Origin of the sequence: Mesobacillus sp. S13, assembly GCF_020422885.1 — a bacterium.
Classification (GTDB): Bacteria; Bacillota; Bacilli; order Bacillales; family Cytobacillaceae; genus Mesobacillus; species Mesobacillus selenatarsenatis_A.
The window spans coordinates 4,760,288-4,779,385 of the sequence record NZ_CP084622.1 but is presented as its reverse complement, the minus strand read 5'-3'; the positions used below and the strand labels follow the sequence as shown (position 1 = coordinate 4,779,385).

The 19,098-nt window shown below is 41.4% G+C and carries 17 protein-coding genes; 13 read left to right on the top strand and 4 right to left on the bottom strand.

Annotated elements, in window-relative coordinates:
* Positions 1-231 precede the first annotated feature (231 nt).
* From LGO15_RS23970 to rlmH, 9 genes are all read left to right on the top strand, one after another.
* Positions 232-1,707 carry a M23 family metallopeptidase gene (locus LGO15_RS23970; RefSeq protein WP_226086299.1) on the top strand — a complete coding sequence of 492 codons (1,476 nt, stop codon included), beginning with the start codon at positions 232-234 and terminating at the stop codon, positions 1,705-1,707.
* 281 nt (positions 1,708-1,988) lie between these two features.
* Entirely contained in the window at positions 1,989-2,699 is a 711-nt protein-coding gene (gene yycF, locus LGO15_RS23965) for a response regulator YycF (RefSeq protein ID WP_167830973.1), read from the top strand.
* A gap of 8 nt (positions 2,700-2,707) precedes the next feature.
* A complete protein-coding gene (gene walK, locus LGO15_RS23960; protein WP_167830974.1) occupies positions 2,708-4,528 on the top strand; it encodes a cell wall metabolism sensor histidine kinase WalK in 1,821 nt (606 codons plus the stop codon).
* Positions 4,525-5,838, top strand: a complete 1,314-nt coding sequence (locus LGO15_RS23955; protein ID WP_226086298.1) for a YycH family regulatory protein — start codon at positions 4,525-4,527, stop codon at positions 5,836-5,838. The genes walK and LGO15_RS23955 overlap by 4 nt, the downstream gene beginning before the upstream one ends.
* Positions 5,825-6,619: a two-component system regulatory protein YycI gene (locus LGO15_RS23950; RefSeq protein ID WP_226086297.1), complete on the top strand. Its 795-nt coding sequence runs from the start codon at positions 5,825-5,827 to the stop codon at positions 6,617-6,619. Before LGO15_RS23955 ends, LGO15_RS23950 begins: the two co-directional genes overlap by 14 nt.
* Before the next feature lie 6 nt (positions 6,620-6,625).
* Entirely contained in the window at positions 6,626-7,420 is a 795-nt protein-coding gene (locus LGO15_RS23945) for an MBL fold metallo-hydrolase (protein WP_226086296.1), read from the top strand.
* 189 nt (positions 7,421-7,609) lie between these two features.
* Entirely contained in the window at positions 7,610-8,845 is a 1,236-nt protein-coding gene (locus LGO15_RS23940; RefSeq protein ID WP_226086295.1) for a S1C family serine protease, read from the top strand.
* A gap of 286 nt (positions 8,846-9,131) precedes the next feature.
* Positions 9,132-9,293, top strand: a complete 162-nt coding sequence (locus LGO15_RS23935; RefSeq protein WP_167830978.1) for a CxxH/CxxC protein — start codon at positions 9,132-9,134, stop codon at positions 9,291-9,293.
* Between the two features lie 100 nt (positions 9,294-9,393).
* Positions 9,394-9,873, top strand: coding sequence for a 23S rRNA (pseudouridine(1915)-N(3))-methyltransferase RlmH (gene rlmH, locus LGO15_RS23930; RefSeq protein WP_167830979.1), 480 nt, complete (start codon positions 9,394-9,396; stop codon positions 9,871-9,873).
* 140 nt (positions 9,874-10,013) lie between these two features.
* Here the strand turns inward: rlmH and LGO15_RS23925 are convergent, their stop codons facing one another.
* Positions 10,014-10,979, bottom strand: a complete 966-nt coding sequence (locus tag LGO15_RS23925; RefSeq protein ID WP_226086294.1) for a quinone oxidoreductase family protein — start codon at positions 10,977-10,979, stop codon at positions 10,014-10,016.
* A gap of 625 nt (positions 10,980-11,604) precedes the next feature.
* On the opposite strand from LGO15_RS23925, the gene LGO15_RS23920 reads away from it, so the two are divergent.
* From LGO15_RS23920 to LGO15_RS23905, 4 genes are all read left to right on the top strand, one after another.
* Positions 11,605-12,468 (top strand): DegV family protein, encoded by an 864-nt coding sequence (locus tag LGO15_RS23920; protein WP_226086293.1) that lies wholly within the window; start codon positions 11,605-11,607, stop codon positions 12,466-12,468.
* Positions 12,469-12,524: 56 nt separating this feature from the next.
* On the top strand, positions 12,525-12,839 hold the full coding sequence (locus tag LGO15_RS23915) for a YciI family protein (protein ID WP_226086292.1): 315 nt from the start codon (positions 12,525-12,527) through the stop codon (positions 12,837-12,839).
* 262 nt (positions 12,840-13,101) lie between these two features.
* Positions 13,102-14,118 (top strand): diguanylate cyclase, encoded by a 1,017-nt coding sequence (locus LGO15_RS23910; protein WP_226086291.1) that lies wholly within the window; start codon positions 13,102-13,104, stop codon positions 14,116-14,118.
* A gap of 196 nt (positions 14,119-14,314) precedes the next feature.
* Entirely contained in the window at positions 14,315-15,892 is a 1,578-nt protein-coding gene (locus LGO15_RS23905; protein ID WP_226086290.1) for a malate:quinone oxidoreductase, read from the top strand.
* 74 nt (positions 15,893-15,966) lie between these two features.
* Here LGO15_RS23905 and LGO15_RS23900 read toward each other — a convergent pair whose 3' ends face one another.
* From LGO15_RS23900 to ahpC, 3 genes are all read right to left on the bottom strand, one after another.
* Positions 15,967-16,671, bottom strand: coding sequence for a DUF421 domain-containing protein (locus LGO15_RS23900; RefSeq protein ID WP_226086289.1), 705 nt, complete (start codon positions 16,669-16,671; stop codon positions 15,967-15,969).
* Between the two features lie 194 nt (positions 16,672-16,865).
* A complete protein-coding gene (gene ahpF / locus LGO15_RS23895) occupies positions 16,866-18,395 on the bottom strand; it encodes an alkyl hydroperoxide reductase subunit F (protein WP_226086288.1) in 1,530 nt (509 codons plus the stop codon).
* A gap of 13 nt (positions 18,396-18,408) precedes the next feature.
* Positions 18,409-18,972 carry an alkyl hydroperoxide reductase subunit C gene (ahpC, locus tag LGO15_RS23890; RefSeq protein WP_167830988.1) on the bottom strand — a complete coding sequence of 188 codons (564 nt, stop codon included), beginning with the start codon at positions 18,970-18,972 and terminating at the stop codon, positions 18,409-18,411.
* Positions 18,973-19,098 lie beyond the last annotated feature (126 nt).

Below are 19,098 nucleotides of genomic sequence, written 5' to 3'. Positions count from 1 at the left end.
ACTAGGTTTTTGGCTCATTTTTAATATGAAGAATAGGTAAATATTCCGATAACAAATTCCATTTAACTTACAAAAAACGTAATTAAATGTCAGCTATTATACAATTTTGTTACATAATGAAGACTAGTCTTCCCATTGATACATTATATGGTAAAGTATAAAGGTACAATTATCAGATAATAGTTATTTAGAACTAGACTAATAGTGTTTGACCGTTGTAGGAGGATCAGGATGAATAATTTAAAACATAGGCTGTCCAATCTTGCCGGCAAAACATCTAGAGAGATGAAGCCAGCAATAAAAAAGTCAATCATGGCTGCAGTGACTGTAGCTGCGTTGTCTTTTGGTGCAGGAAGTGCTGCACTAGCGGCGGATTCTGAATTAACAACTTTGTATCATGTATATGTAAATGATAAATTTATTGGAACTGTAGCAGATAAATCACAAGTAGAACAGCTGGTAGAAGATAAGTTGACATCCGTGAAGAAGGAATACGCGGATCTTGATGTCGATCTTGGATTGGACGTATCTTATATTCCTGAGCAAGTGTTCAGCTCAGCTGCAATTGCAAATACAAGTGAAGTAATAGAAGTGCTTAAAGACGAGATGATCGTCCAGGCTGAAGCGACAGCTCTTGTAATGGGTGATCAGCCAATAGCATATGTAAAAGATGCGGAAGCCGCAAAAGAAGTACTTAGGACATTAATGCTCGAACACGTTACAGAAGAAGAATTAGCTGAAGTGGAGAGTAGAAAAGAATCTCCTAATCTACCAGTACCCGAAGTGAAAGAAAATGAAACTCGTATATTAGACGTTTATTTAACTAACGAAGTTTCACATTCTGAAGAAAAAGTTGATCCCGAAAAGGTGCTTACTGTAGCAGAAGCGGTTCAATTCCTTAAAAAAGGTACTTTAGAAGAACAGAAGTACCAGGTTAAAGAAGGGGATGTATTGGGGAGCATTGCAAATGATCACGATTTGACGCTTGCTCAACTGCTTTCTTTAAATGCAGGATTTGATGAGAATACAGTCTTGAAGCCAGGCCTAGAGCTGAATGTGACTGTCTTGAAGCCATTCGTTGAAGTTGTGGTCAATCGCCAGGTTTACGAACAAAAAGAAGTGCCTTTCGAAAGAGAAGTTAAGGAAGATTCTTCCATGTTCAAGGGAGATACGAAGACGCAGCAAGAAGGCAAAGTTGGCATGAATGGGATCACCTATTCTGTTTCAGAACAAAATGGCAGGGTAACCAAGAAGGAAGTCATTAATGAAACAGTTCTTGAAGAGCCAGTGAAGGAAATCATCGTTAAAGGTACTAAGGTTGTTCCTTCGCGCGGTGACGGAACATTCGTATGGCCTACAAATGGCGGATATGTTTCCAGCCGCCAGGGCTATCGCTGGAGCAGGATGCATAAAGGGATCGATATCGCTAGACCAAGCAACTATACAATCAAGGCTGCTGATAATGGAAAAGTCGTATATGCTGGCAACAAGGGCGATGGATATGGAAATAAAATCATCATCGATCATCAAAACGGCTACCGTACAATGTATGCGCACCTTGCATCCATCTCAGTAAGTGTAGGCCAATCCGTTTCTAGTGGTTCTAAAATTGGTGTCATGGGAAGGACAGGTAACTCTACAGGTATCCACCTTCATTTTGAGGTTTATCTGAATGGAAGAATTCAGGATCCAATGTCTCTATTCTAAGTTGTTTAACTAAGTTCATTACAATGAAAGTCTCTAGCCAAACTAGAGACTTTTTTTATTAGAGCTTGCCTTGTTCCTTTGCGATGGTCCAACATCATAATAATCCTGACAGTTTATTGTTATGGGCAGGATTGGTACAATTGGGAAGAGAAGAATAGAAGTTATATAACAGAAAAATTCAGTTTTTCTCTGATTTACAGTAAAATAGATAAGATAGCATTTTTACAAAGATAAGAATTATTCATATACGATTGATAATTTGGCTTAAAAGGAGAATTGGTATGGAAAAGAAAATACTCGTAGTAGACGATGAAAAACCAATTGCAGATATTTTACAGTTTAATCTAAAAAAAGAGGGCTATGATGTTTACTGTGCATATGATGGGAATCAGGCAGTTGAGATGGTGGAGGAAGTCCAGCCAGATTTGATCCTGCTGGATATCATGCTGCCGATGCGTGATGGCATGGAAGTATGCCGTGAGGTCCGTAAAAAATATGAGATGCCGATTATCATGCTGACTGCTAAAGACTCTGAAATTGATAAGGTTCTCGGACTTGAACTTGGAGCGGATGATTATGTCACCAAGCCCTTCAGCACAAGGGAATTGATTGCCAGGGTAAAAGCAAACCTGCGTCGCCATCAGCAGAATGCCATCAAAGAAGATGAACAGGAAGAATCCAATGAAATTTCGGTTGGTTCCTTGACGATCCACCCGGATGCTTATGTTGTTTCTAAAAGAGGAGAAACGATTGAATTGACGCATCGTGAATTCGAGCTTCTCCATTATCTTGCCAAGCATATTGGACAAGTCATGACAAGGGAGCACTTGCTGCAAACGGTATGGGGTTATGACTACTATGGAGATGTCCGAACAGTAGACGTAACGGTGAGACGTCTTCGCGAAAAAATCGAAGATAATCCAAGCCACCCGACATGGATCGTGACAAGACGAGGAGTAGGATACTATTTGAGAAACTCTGAGCAGGAGTAAGGACAGGGATGAAAAAGGTAGGTTTCTTTCGCTCCATTCATCTTAAATTTGTGATTATTTATGTCCTGCTTATTCTGGTTGCCATGCAAATCATCGGAGTTTACTTTGTCCGCAAACTTGAGACGACCCTGATGACGAATTACCAGGATTCTATAAAATCCCGTGTGGACCTGCTGGTTTATGATATACAGGAAGAGCTAGTCAAGGAGCGCGGAAAGGAAGATCCGACGAAAGAGGAAGCGATCAGGGAGATTTTAAGAGATTATAAAGCCAATGATATTTCTGAAATCCGGGTAATTGACGGAAGCAGCTTTAAAGTACTAGGTACATCAAGTTCCACTAATCAGGGAATGGTGGGGCAAAGGACACCTGATGTCAAAATCAAGCGTTCGATCATCTTTGAAGAAGATGAAGACGGAATCCAGTTGAAAGGCAATGATAGGGTTTGGGTACTGTCCACACCTATCATGCATAACAGTGAAGCAATAGGCGCTGTCTATCTTGTAGCCCAGATTGATGATATCTTTGAGCAGATGAATGATATCAATAAAATCCTGGCTACCGGAACAGCCATTGCCCTGATTTTTACAGCCATTTTGGGCATCTTGCTGGCACAGACGATCACGAGGCCGATATCTGATATGCGTAAACAAGCCCTGGCCATGACGCGCGGCAATTTTTCCAGGAAGGTAAAAGTGTATGGCTACGATGAAATTGGCCAACTTGCGATCACTTTCAACAATCTGACGAAGAAGCTGCAGGAAGCCCAGGCAACAACTGAAGGGGAGAAAAGGAAGCTGTCCTCTGTCATTTCCTATATGACCGACGGAGTCATTTCGACTGACCGGAAGGGACGCATCATCCTGATCAATGACCCTGCGACACAGATGCTTGGTGTTCCACGTGAAACAGTGCTGTCACAACCCTTGGTTTCCGTGCTTGGACTGGATGAAAACTATACGTTTGAAGATTTACTGCAGGAGAAAGATTCAATCGTCCTGGATTACAGTACGAAAAGCAAGCCATTTATCCTTCGGGCAAACTTTTCTGTGATTCAGAAGGAAAGTGGCTTTGTGAATGGATTGATTGCTGTTCTGTACGATATCACGGAACAAGAGAAAATTGATATGGAGAGACGCGAATTTGTTGCGAATGTTTCCCATGAACTGCGTACTCCACTGACAACGATGCGCAGCTATCTCGAAGCGTTAGCGGAAGGAGCTTGGAGGGATGAGGAAATCGCTCCAAACTTCCTAGAGACGACCAGAGGTGAAACAGAGCGGATGATCCGGCTTGTTAACGATTTGCTCCAGCTTTCAAAACTGGATAGCGTCGATTATCGCCTTTCAAAAGAATGGGTCAACTTTCCGATCTTTTTTAACAGGATCATTGACCGATTTGAAATGACGAAGGAACAAAATGTTTCCTTCAAAAGGGAAATCACAGAGGATGCGATTTTCGTAGAAATAGATGAAGATAAAATTACGCAAGTACTTGATAATATCATTTCTAATGCTATGAAGTATTCACCTGAAGGCGGAAAAATTACGTTCGAAGTGAAAGAGCTGGATGACCAGATTGTCGCTAGCATCTCTGACGAAGGGGTCGGCATCCCGAAAGATAATCTTGATAAAATTTTCGACCGCTTTTACCGTGTCGATAAAGCCAGGACAAGGAAACTTGGCGGTACAGGACTTGGGCTGGCCATCGCCAAGGAAATGGTCAATGCCCATGGCGGCAGAATATGGGCAGAAAGTGTGGAGGGAAAGGGAACTACTGTTCAATTTACGCTTCCATATGACCGAAGTGCAGAGGATGATTGGTCATGACATATGAAAATATAAAATCTGTTATTTTAACATTTCTCGTCGCGCTGAGTGGTTTTTTAACCTGGAATATTTGGACATACCAGCCGGAATATGAGTTGGTCAACAATCAAAGAACAGTTGAAGAAATCAACATTGCCACACAGAAGGAACTTAAGAAAATCGTTAAGCCACACCAGATTATTTATCATGTAGGCGGGAAACAGTTTGGCTCTGTAGACAATGGCCATATTGATGATCTTATTGGAGTCATTTCGAAATGGAAATACTTTGATGTGGAACAATATCCCGGACGAATCAGTGATTTTAATGAAAGAATAGTCCAGGGTGAAAATACCGAAATCATTTTTCCGGATGAAATACCGATCGAACTCTATAAAAGAGTATTGAATATTGACGAGAAGAATATCCCGAAGTTTGATTTTGACAGGATTATCATCAATTCAGAAACCCAGCAAAAGCAAGAAGGAATAGTCTATTTTTACTCGCAAAAAAACCAGGAAGTCTATGTAAGCAATGTCAGTCCTTCCTATATAAATAGTTTTACAAAAAAATACTATGATACTTCAAAAAGGCTGACGCCATATTTCCTATATACCGTTTCAGACATTAGGAAGATCTATCTGCCAACCGAAGAAGTGAATATGGTGATGCATACCTATTATCAAAATCCATTGGATTCAGAACAGTTCAAGGATGCGCTATTTGCGGATCCGAGCTTTGTTCAGCGCAGTGTGGTGGAGGGTGTTGAAGAATACACAGATGATGCCAGCAAAATGATCGTGGATACGCAAACCAATATGATTAACTATGTGAATCCAGTTCGGACTGGTGATTCGGTTATCGGCACGAACAATGTTCTACAGAAAAGCATCGAGTTTGTGAATAGCCATGGCGGCTGGACAGAAACGTACCGATATGTGTATAAGGATGATTTTAACCAGAATGTCCTTTTCCGACTGTACAGCAAGGAAGGGTACCCTGTGTTTAACCAAATAGGGATGTCAGAGATCTATCAGCAGTGGAGACAATCGGAAATCAGCAGATATGTGCGCCCAGGATTCCACCTGGAACTGCCTTTGAATCCGGATGTCGTCACAAAGACATTGCCGTCCGGATATGAAGCGCTGGAGTACCTGCAAAGCAAGAAGGATTTCAAGCTGGAGCTGCTTCAAAACCTTATGCCTGGCTATTACATGACTCAGGGACCAGAAAATTCATTGATTCTGCTGGAGCCGGGCTGGTTCTATTTATATGATCAGCAGTGGAGGCAGCTGATATGGGAGGAGGAATTGAATAATGGATTGGAGTAGGATCAAGACAATCTTTATTCTTACGTTCCTCGTCCTCGATGTCTATCTTGTCTATCAGTTCAATAATACGAGGGATGCTGCCCAGTATGAAATCCCAAAGGAAGCGACCTTGGAGGAAAAGCTGAAGAATGATGATATCACCTATGTTGAACTCCCTGATATCAAAAAGAAAGAGCAGTATCTAAGTGTGCGGACGAAAGTCTTCACGACCGAGGAGATGGCAAAGACCAAAGGGCAGACAGTCAGTCTGGGGGATGGGACTTCTATTGAAGCTAAGCTGGACAAGCCGTTTAAATTAACGAGCAAGTTCCAGCCGGCCGAGCTGTCTGATTTTATAAAAGCGAACATTTTTGCTGGTGAAGAGTATAAGTTCTGGAGTAAAAATGATGAAGGTAAAACGATTACGTATTACCAGGAACACGACAATAAGACATTTTACTATAACAGCAATGCGAAATTGACGTTTTATTTCAATGAAAATAATGAAGTGACTTCGTATAAGCAAACATATGTGGAGATCATCGATGAGCTCTCGGAAGCAGAAGAATTACTGCCGCCATTAAGGGCGGTGGAAACTCTATATAAAAAAGGTTTGATCAAGCCGAAGAGTAAAATTACCGATTTTAAATTAGGTTATTCCACTCTTGTTTCCCTGACTGCCTCACATGTTGTGACACCGACATGGAGGATTGAAGTCAATGGCAAGGAGAACCTTTTTGTACATGCATTCGAGGGTAGGGTCATCCCGTTGTCAGACGGAGAAATTAAAGTGACGGAGTGAATAGATATGAGTTTGCATTTTAGTGTTCTCGCCAGCGGGAGTACGGGAAATGCGATCTATGTGGAGACGGAGGGCCAATCCTTTTTGGTGGATGCTGGATTGAGCGGCAAACAGATGGAGGCATTATTCAAGCAAATCGGCCGCAATATGAAAGACCTCTCTGGTATATTAGTGACGCATGAACATAGCGATCATATAAAAGGCATAGGAATCGTTGCCCGTAAGTATAAGCTGCCAATCTATGCGAATGAAAAGACTTGGAAAGCGATGGACGGCTTGATTGGGGAAGTCCCGCTAGAGCAGAAATTCTCTTTTGACATGGAAACCGTGAAAGCCTTTGGCGGTCTGGATATTGAATCCTTCGGTGTCTCGCATGACGCGGCAGAGCCGATGTTCTACGTATTCCATAAAGACGGCAAAAAGTTGGTGCTCATCACGGACACTGGCTATGTCAGCGACCGGATGAAGGGGATCATCTCCAATGCTGATGCCTATGTGTTCGAAAGCAACCATGATGTCCAGATGCTGAGGATGGGGAGATATCCATGGAGCGTCAAGCGACGGATCCTGAGTGATTATGGTCATGTCTCGAATGAGGATGCAGCTGTCGCGATGAGCGAGGTCGCAGGGGATAAGACAAAACGGATTTATCTGGCTCATTTAAGCACGGATAACAACATGAAGGACCTTGCCAGGATGTCAGTCACCCAAACCCTGGAAGGCAAAGGCATCTTAGTTGGAGAGCAGTTCGATTTGCTAGATACAGATCCGAAGACTCCAACTCCTTTGACAACAATTTAGTTTGTTTATGGCAATGAATGAATAAGTAAAGGAGTAAAGGCACAGTTCATAAGGATGCTTTTGCTCCTTTTTATTTTCCAGGTTATAGAGAGGCTTATGATTTAGAAATTACCTTCACTGGTAGTATAATAATCTATATAAAAATAACTAACGTATCTATTGGTCGATGAAAGAAAGGATTGGTGGACATTGGGTTATTATGATCAGGATTATCAAAGTCGGTATAAACCGCAAAATAGCAGGAAAGGCGGCTTTTTCTGGGCCAGCCTGGCAGGTGCAGTCATTGGTGCATTATTGGTGATCTTCTCGATTCCTCTATTAGCTAACTTGGATGTGTTGCCATACAAAATAGAACCTCATAACCAAACAGCTGTAACTGATGAAAAGCCTGCGGAAGAAAGTGAAGATGGCAATACTTCTAAAAAAAATGTATCCATTGATGTCTACTCGCAGATCACTGAAGCCGTCGACAAGGCGGGAGATGCTGTAGTGGGCATTACGAATATCCAGGAGAGCACGAGCTTCTGGGGGCAATCCCAGGAATCGGGCGGAACGGGATCTGGCGTAATTTATAAGAAAGAGGGCGGCAAAGCCTATATCGTCACAAACCATCATGTTGTGGCTGAAGCCTCTGCACTAGAGGTAAGTTTGAGCGACGGAACGAAAATACCTGCCAAGCTCTTAGGAAGCGATATCTGGACTGACCTGGCTGTATTGGAAGTCTCAGCCGATCAGATTGAGGTTGTTGCTGAATTCGGAAACTCAGACAACTTGAAACCAGGTGAACCGGTCATAGCAATTGGTAACCCACTCGGACTAACTTTTTCAGGATCTGTTACACAGGGAATCATCTCTGGTTTAGAACGGGCGATTCCAGTCGATATCAACCAGGACGGAACCCCCGATTGGCAAGCAGAAGTTTTACAGACTGATGCAGCAATTAACCCTGGCAACAGTGGAGGGGCTTTGATTAATATCGATGGCCAGGTGGTGGGCATTAACTCGATGAAAATTGCCCAAAGTGCTGTAGAAGGAATCGGTTTATCGATCCCAATCAATTACGCGGCTCCAATCATCGAGGATTTGGAGAAAACAGGGGAAGTACAGCGGCCATTCATGGGCGTTGAATTGGCCTCAGTCAATGAAATTTCATCTTACCACCAGCAGAATACTCTGAAGCTTCCTAAGGAAGTGAACTACGGTGTGGCAATCAGAGGTGTACAGCCAAATTCACCGGCTGCCCAGGCAGGATTGAAGGAGTATGATGTCATTATTGAAATGGATGGTGCGGAAATTCGTGACGTCGTTGACCTCCGCAAGCATCTTTACAATAAAAAGAAGGTTGGCGACGATATGCAGGTCAAGTACTATCGAAATGGCCAGCTGGAAGAAACAACAATGAAGTTGGGTGGAGAAACATTATAGGAGTTGTGGATAAGGACAGGAGGCGTAATGCTTCCTGTTTTTTTCTAATAAGAAGTATGAATTATGTAATAAGAATAGTGTCTAGCTACAGCGCCTAGCCCCTCGAGACGCTTCGGTCCTGCCAATGAAGTCAAAGAACGACTTCACGGTCAGGCCCTCCAGCGCTTGTCGGGGCTGACCAAGGCGCTTCCGCTTTTCGTATGTTAGAATGGTCATTGTGGATAAATTTTAAAGGGAAAATAAGCAAATAATAATCATATAAAAGGAAGCTGAAAGGATGAGTGTTATGAAGTATTGTTGCGGTGAACATGTAGAATTGGCGCTGGATGAAGCGGTTGATGAGTTTGAAACAGCACCTCAATTAACGAAATTAGAGTCTGTTGATAAGTCGGAGTTTATCTGTGGATACTGTGGACAACCTGCTATATATATTGTGGCGAACGAATGATCGCCTACTAAATGTGGATATCGATGTGAATATGTGGATAACTCCTGTTGATAAGTTGTTTGTAAACTGTTTGTAATCTGTTTGTAAAGTGGGGATGACTGTGAATATCTCAATCGTGACGGTTGGCAAATTAAAAGAAAAATACCTCAAGCAAGGGATTGAGGAGTACTTAAAACGTCTGGGAAGCTATGCAAAAGTGGAAGTGATCGAGGTGCCTGACGAAAAAGCGCCCGAGGAATTGAGTGAAACCGAAATGGTCCAGGTCAAGCAAAAAGAAGGCGAACGGATCCTCGCAAAAATTGGCCCTGATGCCTATGTGATCGCCCTCGCCATTAACGGAAAGCTCAAGTCATCAGAAGAACTTGCCGACACACTCGATAAACTAGCCACATACGGAAAAAGCAAAATCGCTTTCGTTATCGGCGGATCCCTAGGGCTGAGCGATGAAGTACTGAAAAGAGCCGATGAACAACTATCCTTCTCTAAAATGACATTCCCTCACCAACTAATGCGATTGATCCTCGTTGAGCAAATTTATCGGGCTTACAGGATAAATCGCGGTGAACCGTACCATAAATAGTGGTAAAGCAAAGAGTTGAAGTTTCACTTTATCATCAGTAGGTTAGTAAATTATCATAAGAAATTAAGTTTTGCATGTTTGTGAGATGAAAATTTCAATACTAAAAAAGGAGAACTAATTACAGTTCTCCTTTCTTCGTTCTATGGTAGTAATAAAATTTTGCCTGTGCTCCTGCGACTTTCAAGTAATTGATGAGCCTCCTGCCCGTCCTTTAATTTGAATGTGATAGGGGACTGTATGAGTAATTCTCCATTCTCTATCCACTTGAACAACTGCAGTGCGCGGTTTATTCTTTCTGTTCTTGAAATAAGGACATTCCAGAGGTCGCCGCCTGTTAGGGTCTTCGAAGTATCCATTAACATTCTTGGATCCACGGGTTGAGGGTCACCGCCGGCCATACCAAAGAATACCACCGTACCGCCTACTTTAGTTGCAGAAAAACTTTCTGATAATGTAGAACCGACTGATTCGAAAACTACATCTGCTCCATTCCCATTCGTTACTTGCATGATTTTGTCTGCCCAATTTTCATGGTAGAGGAATACTTCCTCTGCTCCCGCTTTTAGGGCCATTTCTGCTTTATTTTTAGAAGAGGTAAGTCCTATTGTTTTTCCGCCAAGTAGATGAACCATTTGAATTAATAATTGTCCAACTCCACCTGCTGCTGCATGTATGACTGCAATATCTCCGGATTTAATAGCATAGCTGTCATGTACGAGGTAATGAGCAGTTAAGCCCTGAAGCAGAATAGATGCTGCAGTCTCGAAAGAAATACTTTCTGGAAGCGGGATGGCTTTTTCTATAGGTACCGCCACAAGTTCTGCGTTGGCAAAAGGAACATCAGCAAATCCAATTCGATCCCCAATCTTAACAGAAGATACTCCACTGCCAACTTCCTCAACAATTCCAGCACCTTCATAACCCAGGATGTATGGAGGCTGTCCTGTTAAATGATAGTTACCTTTCCTTCGATAAATATCTGCAAAGTTTAATCCGATTGCTTTTGTTCTGACAAGGACTTCGTCTGACCCGATAATTGGATCACTTATATCTTTGTATGCTAAAACTTCTGGACCGCCAAAGTGTTCGAATACTAAAGCTTTCATTTGTAGACCTCTTTTCATGCTTATTATTTAAGCATCGATAATAGCTGAATTATAGTTCTTGTATCACATGTTTTATCAGGAAATTCTTCATCTTATTTAATCCGTCTAAAATTCCACATAACTCTTCCTGTACTCAATCTATAGATTATATAGCTCCAATGTCATTTTCAGGATTTTATCTGCTTATTTTATCAGGCTGCGCCTCAGTTAATATTTCATTTGCTTTGGTTAGACTTTTTGCTTCAACTGTTGTTTGGAACGCTTCTAGCCATACTTCGCATTTTAAATCACTCATAAAACTTGATTATCTCCCGCAAACAGGCTGCAACTATCGTGTTTTCTACACAGATGATAACCTATAGTCGTACCGAAAACAAATTCATCTGCTTAGCAGAAAGGGTATGGTTTAGAAATATCCTGAAAACCCCGAAGAGCTATACGATAAATATTTTACGATTCCATATTTACCAGAGACAGAGAGGATTATCCGTCTTGACAATCAGTAAAATTTCATCAATTTCTTAGATTCTAAAAATGGTATATTTTCTTATAAACTTATTTGACTCTGTAAGGTTACAATAGAAGAAATAGGTAAGGTGATAAAATGCCGTCTTGGAGGATATAAATGATAAAAATTATGGCTGATTCCACATGTGATTTATCTGATGAAGTACTAAAAATGTACGATATCAGCTTGGCACCCCTGACGATAAACATTGAGGGGAAAGTCTATAAAGACAGGGTCGATATCCATCCGGATGAATTTTATGGGATGATGGAAGCATTACCGGAGTTTCCAACGACAGGCATGCCTAGTCCAGCGGAGTACCAGAAAATAATGAATGAGGCTATTGAAGATGGCCATAAAGAAATAATTTGTATCTGCATGTCCAGCGGAACGAGCGGTGCATATCAATCAGCTGTTCTAGCCAGAGATTATTTTTTCGAGGAGTATCCAAATTCGAATGTCAAAGTACATATAGTAGATTCAAAAAGCATGAGCCATGGAAGCGGGTGGCTGATTTTGAAAAGTGCGTTGATGAGGGAGCGAGGAGCTTCGTTTGAAGAAATCGTTGCTTTTAACGAAAAGTATAAGACGAAGGTCAAACATTTTCTATCTGTTGATGATTTAGATCATTTATTAAAGAGCGGCAGACTCACCAATGCAAGTGCCATAATAGGCAAAATTTTAATGCTAAAGCCCATCATGTCGATGAAGGATGGAAAAGGGGCGATAGTGGGAAAAGAAAGAGGTTTAAAAAGAGTACTCCAGCATTACACGCAGGAATTTATAAAAAGAAATGACCCGAAAATGACGGAATTTATTATCCTTGGTTATACATCAGATCATAAAGTTGCAGAAAATCTTAAAGCTAAAATTCAACTTGATACAGATTTCAAAGGTGACATTCACATTATGCAAATGGGGGTATCAGTTGGAACCCATGTTGGTTTAGGGGCTATTTCTATGTTCTTTATGGAAAAGTAAACAAATAAAAAGAAATATTTTGGTACTTAGGAATGAATGGGAAAGTGGGGAGTTGAATGGAGCCTCAACAGTTTATTTACGTTCTTCGGCTTATGCCAGAGTACCTGGTGGAAAGCAACTGGACGAATGAAACGAACGAAATCGTCGGAAGGCATTTTGAGAGTTTAAAACGTCTATTAGCAAAAGGGACGGTCATAATGGCAGGAAGAACAACGACGATGGATGAGACTGCCTTTGGCATCGTGGTGTTTACAGCGGAATCCCAGGGAGAGGCTGAGAGGATAATGCTGAGCGATCCGGCTGTTGTGGAGGGAGTCATGACGGCAGAGCTTCACCCTTTCCGTATCGCCTTAGCGAGTATGCAAGTATAATAGATTTAGATAACAAAGGCTTCAGGTACAAATACCTGAAGCCTTTGTTGTTACAAATTTTATATGGCACTAGCATAAAATTTTTTTGAAATTATGGAAAATCATATATGCAATCATACAAAGATTGGAAGAAAATAATCGGTATTGATATACTAAAGGGACTAAAGTACTAGGAGTGTATTGCTTGCTCATCGATCATTTATTAGTTAATTTATGTATCTTGATTGCTCTGCTCTTTGTTTATGTCCAATTAAGGTGGAAATTGAAAGTAGAAAAAAAGAAATGGTATATTGCGGATTTATTTGATGGAGTTGCAGGTGGTTCATTAGGAATGATCCTTATGTATTATTCCATTCAGGTAACAAGTGAGACAATTGTAGACTTAAGGTTTATTCCAGTCATGCTGCTCACTTTGTTTATTGGGATTCGGCCGGCTTTGCTTTGTGGGGTGATCATCATTGTTGGCAGATTTCTATATGGTGTTACTCTATCTGCATATGGTGCAATGGTTTTAATGATTTTGATCATGCTGTTTTATTTTATCATTAGCCGATTATTGAACAAGAATGTGAACCTGAATAAGAAAAGTTCATTAATGATTCTTGCCACCAATCTCGTTTTTACAGTGATTATAACTATTCTAGTCAGAGATTTTGGTGTATTGAAGATTTTGGTGCCATCTTATTGGGGAATCGCATATCTTGGTGGATTCGTAAGTGTTTTTTTTGTTAATTTCCAAAGAAAGTCTCATTTTTTATTAGAAAGATACAAGGAAGAAGCATCAATCGATTACTTAACGGGATTAAACAATGTACGTCAATTTGATTATATCTTTAACATGTTTGTGAAAAATGCGAAGGAAAAAGGAGAAAAGCTCTCACTCCTTACATTGGATATTGATTATTTTAAAAAAGTGAATGATACATACGGCCATCCGGCTGGAGATAAAATACTGATCGAACTAGGCCAGGTCCTAAAAAATAACACCAGGTCTTTTGATATTGTTTCAAGAAATGGAGGAGAAGAATTCTCTGTAATCTTACCTGACTGTCCGAATCATCAAGCCATGGAGATTGCCGAGAGGATTCGAGAATCTGTGTCCCAACATTCTTTTCCTATTGATGAAAAACAACAAATTAACATTACAGTTTCAATCGGGGTGGCTACTTATCCAGAAACGGTCCATGATCCTGAAGAAATTGTTAAAAAGGCAGATAAGTGTCTTTATGTGGCAAAGCAATCGGGCAGGAATAGGGTAAGCAGCATTTGTCATCATTAGTTGTTTATTTAAAAAGATAAAATCAGAGATCTGTTAGGCCAATGTCTTAATCTTATTTTTTTATGGATTAAGGCATTATTTTTGGATTTTCAGAATGATGGAAGGGCTTCTCTCTTTTTTACAGTGGTAAAATAGTTTATAATTATCAGTAAATAGTAGGATTTTTAATCCGTAAATCATTATAATAGATTATGTTATGGTTTTAACAAAGGTAGGCTCGAAAGCAAAAATTGTCGTGACTACTCAAATATATGGGACAAGGAAGGATATAATGAGCAACGTACAGAAAGCAACAGACGTTATCTTAATTGGTGCCGGAGTCATGAGTGCGACGTTGGGATCCTTACTGAAAGAGTTAGCACCAGAGTGGGAAATCAAAGTGTTCGAAAAACTCGCTTCAGCAGGCGAGGAAAGCTCTAACGAGTGGAATAACGCAGGTACCGGCCATGCCGCATTGTGTGAACTTAACTACACACCTGAAAAACCTGACGGATCAATAGATATTAGCAAAGCTATTAACGTAAATGAACAGTTTCAAATTTCAAGACAGTTTTGGGCACATCTTGTAAAAAGCAACTTGATTCGCAATCCCGAAGATTTTATCAGGCCGCTGCCTCATATGAGTCTAGTGGAAGGGGAAAAGAATGTAGAGTTTTTGAAAAATCGTTTTAAAGCGCTTTCAAGTATTCCTATGTTTCAAGGGATGGAGTATTCGGAAGATCCAGCAAAGCTGAAGGAGTGGATTCCTTTAGTCATGGAGGGACGTACTTCAACTGAGCCGATTGCTGCAACCAAAATAGATTCAGGCACGGATGTTAACTTTGGAGCTTTAACAAGGATGCTATTTGAACATCTGGAGAGTAAAAACGTCCAGATTAACTATAGACATAGTGTGAAAGATATCAAACGTGCTAGCGATGGCACATGGGAAGTCAAGGTAAAAAATCTTGATAGCGGCAGGACAGAGTCCCATTTCGCGAAATTCATTTTTATTGGCGGTGGGGGCGGCAGTCTGCCATTGCTGCAAAAAACAGGGATTCCCGAATCAAAACAAATTGGCGGATTCCCAGTAAGCGGACTATTCATGGTATGCAACAATCCGGAAGTGGTAGAGCAGCACCATGCGAAAGTTTACGGTAAAGCCAAGGTAGGGGCTCCTCCAATGTCTGTTCCGCACCTGGATACACGATTCATTGATAATAAAAAGTCCTTGCTGTTTGGACCGTTTGCGGGCTTCACACCGAAGTTCCTGAAAACAGGCTCGAATTTAGATTTAATTGGTTCAGTAAAGCCGAATAACGTCATTACGATGTTAGCGGCAGGAATGAAGGAAATGGCCCTGACTAAATACCTGATCGAGCAGGTTATGCTATCGCATGAAAAGCGGATGGAAGAACTGCGTGAGTTTATCCCTAATGCGAAAAGCGAGGATTGGAGTATGGTAGTCGCAGGGCAGCGTGTCCAGGTCATCAAAGACACGGAATCCGGCAAAGGGACACTACAGTTTGGTACAGAGGTTGTAAGCTCCTCTGATGGCTCAGTGGCCGCATTGCTAGGGGCATCTCCAGGAGCATCTACTGCGGTAAACGTCATGCTGGAAGTACTGGAAAAGTGCTTCCCAGAGAGAATGTTCGAATGGAAGGATAAAATTAAAGAAATGGTACCTTCGTATGGAGTGTCTTTAGTCGACAATCCGGATTTGTTCCATGAAATCCACGATTCAACAGCTAAAATGCTGGGTTTAAATGAAAAAGTAAAGGTCCTCAGCAGATAGAGCTACAACCTTCAATCCCCTGGATTGAAGGTTGTTTTTTACTCTATACTTCGCTGTTGGGTGGGAATAGTTGATTATTTATATAAAAATACTTTAAGGATGTCTTTATTATCAAGGGTAGCAAGCAGAACATCTTTAATCTCTGTCTGATAAATATTTTCTAAATTTGAAACAATCCAACCTTCGTCCTTGTGAACTTGTTTTAATACTTCGTAATTTATTTTCCCTTCTTTAATGATCGTCCTTGGAAAATTGAATGGTTCTGCAGCCATTTGAATTGAGGAGGGAGTCAGTGGTTCATATTTTGGATCTAAAAAGACGGATAATTTCCCGTCAGCCTCCCAAATCGCCAGGGCTACTTTTTTCACATCTTCTATTTTTCTTTCTCGCAGCTCTTCCAATAATACATCAATGGAGATCCTTGCTTTTTTTAATCCTTTGTTAAGTATTTCTCCATTTTCAACAATGGTGATTGGTGCATGGTTGAGTATCCTTCTAAACCAGGGGAATTTGAGTATCATATAGATTCCGCCAAGATATAAAGCCAATAAGACAGTAGTTGTGATAATAGAGCCTTTCAACCCTAGATGCTCGTCTGATAGGGGATGGGCAATAATGTTCCCGATTACTAGAGCAATGGCAAAATCCAGGGGTCTTAATTGGGAGATGGCACGTTGTCCAAGAGCTCTGGTTACAATTAATAAAAAGAAAAACCCAATAATAGCCCGCAGCACCCACTGAATAGCAGTAAGCGAATCCTGGCTTTGGAAAAATTCCATTAAAGTCACATCCTTTAACCAAATAGCTACCCTTAGTTTTTCTCCCAGATCCTTCTATTAATCCACTTATTAAATATATGTAATTCTGTAGAACGCAGCTTCAATAATTCCCAAGGTATAAGTATATAAAAAATAAAAAGCTGACTCAAAAGGCGTCATTCAACGACCTTTTAAGTCAGCTTCTTTTGCATAAATTAATTTCGAATCATGTAATCAAATGCACCTAATGCTGCGGTTGCACCTGATCCCATTGAAATGATGATTTGTTTGTATGCACTGTCTGTGCAGTCGCCTGCAGCGAAGACGCCAGGAAGGTCAGTGGCACCGTGCTTGTTTACGACAATCTCACCGAAGCGAGTGCGTTCAAGCGTGTCTCCGAGCCATTCTGTGTTCGGTACAAGGCCGATCTGGACGAATACACCTTGTAACTCTACATGATGTTCTTCTCCAGTTGTGCGGTCAACATAGGAAATACCGTTCACTTTATCTGTTCCGGTAATCTCAGTTGTTTGAGCGTTCGACACGACTGTAACATTTGGAAGGCTGTTCAAGCGTTCTTGTAAAACAGCATCAGCTTTAAGCTCTGGGTTGAACTCGATGACTGTTACGTGCTTTACAATACCCGCAAGGTCGATTGCTGCTTCAACACCGGAGTTTCCTCCGCCGATTACCGCAACATCTTTACCTTCGAACAATGGTCCATCACAGTGAGGGCAGTAGGCAACCCCTTTGTTCTTGAACTCAGCTTCTCCTGGTACGTTGACATTACGCCAGCGGGCACCAGTTGAAATGATGACAGTTTTACTCTTAAGGACTGCACCATTTTCAAGTTCAACTTCAACGAGGTCTTTCTTAGACAGGCGTTTAGCACGCTGCAAGTTCATGATATCAACACCGTACTCTTTAACATGCTCCTCAAGACTTGCAACAAGCTTTGGACCTTCAGTATGCTTCACGCTGATGAAGTTCTCAATGCCTAAAGTATCCATAACCTGTCCGCCGAAGCGTTCTGCAACAATCCCTGTACGGATTCCTTTACGTGCTGCATAGATGGCCGCACTGGAACCAGCTGGTCCGCCGCCGACAACAAGGACATCATAAGGCTCTTTATCGTTCAATTCAGTTGCATCAGGGCCTGAACCCATTTTTGCAAGGATTTCTTCAAGGGACATACGTCCGCTTCCGAATGTTTCACCATTCAAGAATACCGTAGGCACGGCCATGACCTGCTTGCTTTCAACTTCTTCCTTGAAAGCTGCGCCATCGATCATGACATGGGAAATGCCAGGGTTTAAAATGCTCATCAGGTTCAAGGCCTGCACCACATCAGGGCAGTTATGGCAGCTCAGGCTGACATAAGTTTCAAAACGATATTCGTCTTTGATCGCTTTTACCTGATCGATGACTTTCTGGTCTACCTTAGGAGCTCTTCCGCTAACCTGTAATAGAGCCAGTACTAATGAAGTGAATTCATGTCCTAAAGGAATGCCGGCGAAAGTCACGCCAGTGTCTTCGCCAGGGCGGTTGACACTGAAGCTAGGTGTTCTTTCGAGTTCTGCATGCTCCACTTTGATGTGGGATGACATTGTTGCCAATTCATCGACTAAAGCCAGCATGTCTCGTGATACATCATCCGATCCTGCGCTAACTTTAAGCAGCACATCGCCCTCCATCATTTGAAGATATTGGGCTAATTGTGCTTTAATTTCTGCATCTAATAACATGGGAGTGTACCCCTTAAATCTTTCCTACAAGATCAAGGCTTGGCTTAAGAGTTTCGCCGCCTTCTTTCCATTTAGCAGGGCAAACTTCGCCTGGGTTGTTGCGTACATATTGTGCAGCTTTTAGCTTGCTTACTACCTGGCTAGCGTCACGGCCGATTCCGCCTGCGTTGATTTCAACAGTTTGGATAACGCCGTCTGGATCGATGATGAAAGTTCCGCGCTCTGCAAGACCATCTTCTTCGTTCAATACATCAAAGTTACGAGAGATCTTCTGTGAAGGGTCGCCGATCATGATGTACTCGATTTTGCCGATAGCTTCTGAGTGATCATGCCATGCTTTGTGAGTGAAGTGAGTATCAGTTGATACAGAGTATACTTCAGCTCCCATTTCTTTTAATGTAGCATATTCGTTTTGCATGTCTTCAAGTTCAGTTGGGCATACGAATGTGAAGTCAGCTGGGTAGAATACAACTACGCTCCATTTGCCTTTTAGGTTTTCTTCAGAAACAGTGATGAATTCTCCGTTGTGGAATGCGTTTGCTGTGAATGGTAGAACTTGAGTGCCGATTAATGCCATGATTAATTTCCTCCTTGAATGGTTGAATTATTTTTTGAAATAGTTTCACTGATAAGTTCAGTTAACTATTCGGTAAACTAGAATAATTCTAATACAGTAACGATTATTATATAAAACCAATTAAGT